The 4128-nt window shown below is 65.4% G+C and carries 4 protein-coding genes; all 4 read left to right on the plus strand.

All coding sequences use genetic code 11. The features are described from left to right. The first annotated feature begins 720 nt into the window (after positions 1 to 720). A complete protein-coding gene (locus tag ADL01_RS17430; protein ID WP_053742921.1) occupies positions 721 to 1242 on the plus strand; it encodes a DUF4760 domain-containing protein in 522 nt (173 codons plus the stop codon). Positions 1243 to 1423: 181 nt separating this feature from the next. Beyond that, a complete protein-coding gene (locus ADL01_RS44745) occupies positions 1424 to 1588 on the plus strand; it encodes a hypothetical protein (protein ID WP_159049555.1) in 165 nt (54 codons plus the stop codon). Between the two features lie 331 nt (positions 1589 to 1919). After that, on the plus strand, positions 1920 to 2339 hold the full coding sequence (locus tag ADL01_RS17435) for a hypothetical protein (RefSeq protein WP_053742922.1): 420 nt from the start codon (positions 1920 to 1922) through the stop codon (positions 2337 to 2339). Beyond that, positions 2336 to 4128: tetratricopeptide repeat protein (locus ADL01_RS17440; RefSeq protein ID WP_053742923.1), on the plus strand; the 1793-nt coding region annotated here is incomplete at its 3' end. The genes ADL01_RS17435 and ADL01_RS17440, both read left to right, overlap by 4 nt.

Genomic DNA, 4128 nt, shown 5'->3' on the forward strand with positions numbered 1-4128 from the left:
AACAGGACCCTAGACAAGTCCCATCGTTGCAGGTCAGGAGCACTCTCCGCTTATTTGATCAAGCCTCGGACACCCCACCTCGTGAAAGCGCGAGGCTAACTCAACACTCCGTTGACCTAGGTTGGCGCCTTGCGCGGACTGGGATGACACCCCTGGACTACGATCTGACTTGGCAAGATGAAGTACCGCACATTGCCATCGGGGAGCCCGGTCCAGCCCTCCAGAGCGACCGCAAGGTCCTCGCGGAAGGACCGAAACCGCTCTCAATGCATCGCAGGCCCCCAGGCTACGAGAACAGCGACTCCGGCCACGATCGCTAACCTCGGCCTGAATCCGCTTAGCGGGCTCATCTACACAATCGGCCGGTGGGTCGAGACCTACGGAGCCTGCTGTACAGCAGCGATGTACAGCAACCACCGTGACCACAGCGGGCTGTCACCAACTACCAGCGACCGCATCACCAGCGTCACAGACCTGAGCGACCGCCCCGCCCGTAGTTCGCATCGAGGGGCGTACAGGGCAGTCAGCGGCTTGAAGCGGTCGTTGAGACTCGACCGACCTACTGATGCCAGCGCGCTCCCTGTGCAGCAGTGAAGGTTCCCCTGACCAGGCAAGCAAGTAGCACAGACCACGACCACGCACCCGATCACTGGAAGGGCGACGGACCGTCGATGCGTGGGCCGAGTAGCGCCGGTCAGCATCCAGTAGGAGACTGGGTACGTGACTAGTAGCATTTTTAACACTCTTGCTCTGGTCTTCTCCCTCATCGCGCTTGTCATTTCGCTGCACTCGGCGCGCAGGGAGGCGAAGGATGCGCGAAGAGCAAACCTGCTGTTGTTCGTGGGAGAATTCGGGCGGCGGGCCCGCAGCCCTGAATTTAAGGAAGCCCAGCTCTATATTGATACGTCCATGGCTCAGCACAATCCAGCTCTTGGTATCTCTCGATTGCCGGACCCGGCCCGTGAACACGTCCAACTCGTCGGTGGCTTCTACTCGGACCTTGGGGCGCTGGTTGTGGGTGGGGTTATCGATGAAGAGAGGGCGGTCTCGATGCACTACACCGGCATCAAGGACACGTGGCGAGCGCTCGAGCCGTTCGTTAAGCAGGAACGCAACATTTTGCGCGCCCGGGATGCCGGCGGATTTTGGATCTCATTCGAGCACTTGGCAGCTTACACGGAGAAGGTCCCCTATTCCGTGCTCGCCAAGAAGTTCCCTCGACGCCACGTCGAACGAGATTAAATGACGCACGCCAAACATCTGGCAGCCATTTCGCCAGCGGGCTGTCCCTGTCGAATGCGTGCCGAAGGGAGCAGAACCAGTGGCACAGTCAGAGGTATTGATGCAGGTCATGAGACTACGGCTACGCGAACACCCAAGCGCCTTCTAAGAGCCGGTACAGACCACAGACATTGAGGTCAGCATGGCGGACTACGACACGCACGCGAACAAGGCTCAAGAGCTGCTCGAAGGAATGAAGTACAGCCGCGCCCACCCGGAGTGGGCCATTGCGGCTGCGCAAGTCGAGGCGCTTCTTGCACTCGCAGCAGTGATCGCTGATCAGCGATCGGACCGCGACATCCGATGAGTCAGTAGCAGACCTGACCAACCAGCTCATCGCTGGACCGGGAAACTAACACCCGCCCAGACGTGCCAGATGCGTGCCAGATCCTGCGGGGAACCACGGGGAACAGCGGGCAGACAACCAGTGGACGGCCAGGCACCATCGACATTCCGTCGCAGGTCAGCAGCCTGACCCAGGCTAGATCACCTCAGCTTCCCAAGCTGATGGCACGAGGCGGGAGAAGCCGAGAACGGGGCGGGGAACCGTCGCGGGCGGTTTGGGCGTTTGAGCTTCCAAGCCGGAGTGGTGAATCTACCCTGGTGTTCTTTCGGAGCCGCGTGGGTCAGGGGATCAAGTGAGCGCTGAGATCGTGCAGTTGGTGGAGCAGATGGGCCCGGCTGTGACGGCCGCGGTGGGTGCTTACGGGGTGGCGGTGCTGACACGGGCGCAGGATGCTGCTGCGGAGGCGACGGTCGGTCTGGGGCAGCGGATCCTGCAACTGGTCTGGCGGCGCAGGGACGAGGAGGGCCGGACGGAGCTGGAACGGGTCGTGGGTGAGGCCGCCGACGAGCAGGATGACGCCTACTCCGCGGCTGTGCTGGGCCGGCTCCTGAGGCGCGCGTTGCAGGACGATCCCGGACTGCGGGAGGAACTGTCGGCCATGGTGCCCACCCCGGCCGCGGTCACCATCACGGCGGCCGGTGAGCGGTCGATTGCCGCGCAGCACATCGGCACCGCGATCACCGGTGACGGTCATACCCTGCCCCGGTCGTGAGCACGGACGAGGCTGCCTCCGACCCGCAGATCGGGGCGGCCGGTGAGCGGTCGATCGCGGCCCGGCAGATCAGAGACGCCTACACGGGTGACGTCGTACTGCCGCCCGAGGCGTTGCAGATGGCGGAGCGGGTGACCGCGGCGCCGGGCACCTCGAATCTGCCTCCGGCCCCACTGTGCCTGGGCCGTCAGGAACAACTGGCCTGGCTCCGGGGTGCCCTGAGTGGCCGGCGCGAGGGGGCGATCACGCAGGGCGGGGCCGTGCACGGTCTGGGCGGGATCGGCAAGAGCACGCTCGCCCTGCACTACGCCCACCGTCACCGTGACGACTACACGCTGATCTGGTGGATCAACGCCGCCTCCCCCGACGAGATCGAGACCTCGCTGGCCGTCCTCACCCAGACTCTGGTTCCGGGCTGGGCCGCCACGGCAGGGCGCGCGGTGCAGGTGGCGTGGGCGCGGCAGTGGCTAGCCTGGCATCCGGGCTGGCTGCTGGTCTACGACAACGTCGACAATCCCGACGACCTCGCCCCGTATACGGGGGCACTGCACCAGGGGCACCATTTGGCCACCAGCCGCCGCACCACCGGCTGGCCCGACACCACTCCCACCCTGACCCTGGGCAACCTCCACCCCGAGGACGCCGCCACCTTGTTGTGCCGTCTCGTGCTCAAGGATGCCACGCCCACGGCGCGTCAGCAGGCCGATGCCCGCGCTCTTGCCGCTGACCTGGGATATCTCCCTCTGGCGATCAAGCAGGCCGGTGCCTATCTCGCGCAGAACCGCGGCATCAGCCTCGACGCCTACCGCCGGCGCCTGGACACCAAACTCGCCAAAATCGCCCACGGCCTCGACGCCGAACGTACCCTCGCCCGTATCTGGAACGTCACCCTCCACGTCCTGGAGCAAGCCGATCCGCTGGCCGTTCAGGTTCTGTACACCGCTGCCTGGCTCGCCCCCGACGACATCCCCCACACTTTGCTCACACCGCCCGGCACCGACCCGGACGACATCGCCGAAGCCATCGGCACCCTGGCCACCTACAGCATGATCACCGCTACCGAAACCACCCTCAGCGTCCACCGCATGGTCCAAGCCGTTCTCCGCACACCCCAGACCAGTGACGACACGCAGCGGCCCCGGAACGTGCAAGGTCGCGACGACGCCGAACAAGCAGTCCTTCACAGCCTGGCCCCGCCCCCAGGCCACAACAACACCACCGACAGCCAGTGGGACAACCTCACCCCACACCTCGTCACCCTCGCTGCCACCACCCCGCCAGGACACCACAACCCTCCACTGACCGATGCATACAACACCACTGCCAACCGCCTCCATCACCAAGGCCACACCGCCCGCGCCATCCCCCTGCTGGAGGCCACTCTCGCCCAGCGCGAACAGGTGCTGGGCGACACCCACCCCGACACCCTGAACAGCCGCAACAACCTCGCCAGCGCCTACGAGTCGGCGGGGAATCTGCAACGGGCCATCCCCCTGCACGAGGCCATCCTCGCCCAGCGCGAACAGGTGCTGGGCGACACCCACCCCGACACCCTGCGCAGCCGCAACAACCTCGCCAACGCCTACTACGCGTTGGAGGATCTGGGACGGGCCATCCCCCTGTTCGAAGCCACTCTCGCCCAGCGCGAACAGGTGCTGGGCGACACCCACCCCGACACCCTGAACAGCCACAACAACCTCGCCAGCGCCTACCGGGCGGCGGGGGATCCGGGACGCGCCATCCCCCTGCACGAGGCCACTCTCGCCCAGCGCGAACAGGTGCTGGGCGA

It is taken from the genome of Streptomyces sp. NRRL WC-3618 (assembly GCF_001280005.1).
In the GTDB taxonomy this organism is placed as follows: Bacteria; Actinomycetota; Actinomycetes; order Streptomycetales; family Streptomycetaceae; genus Streptomyces.

Coding starts and splice junctions, on each gene's coding strand:
- ADL01_RS44745 (WP_159049555.1), top strand. CDS start 1,424: ATGGCGGACTACGACACGCACGCGAACAAGGCTCAAGAGCTGCTCGAA.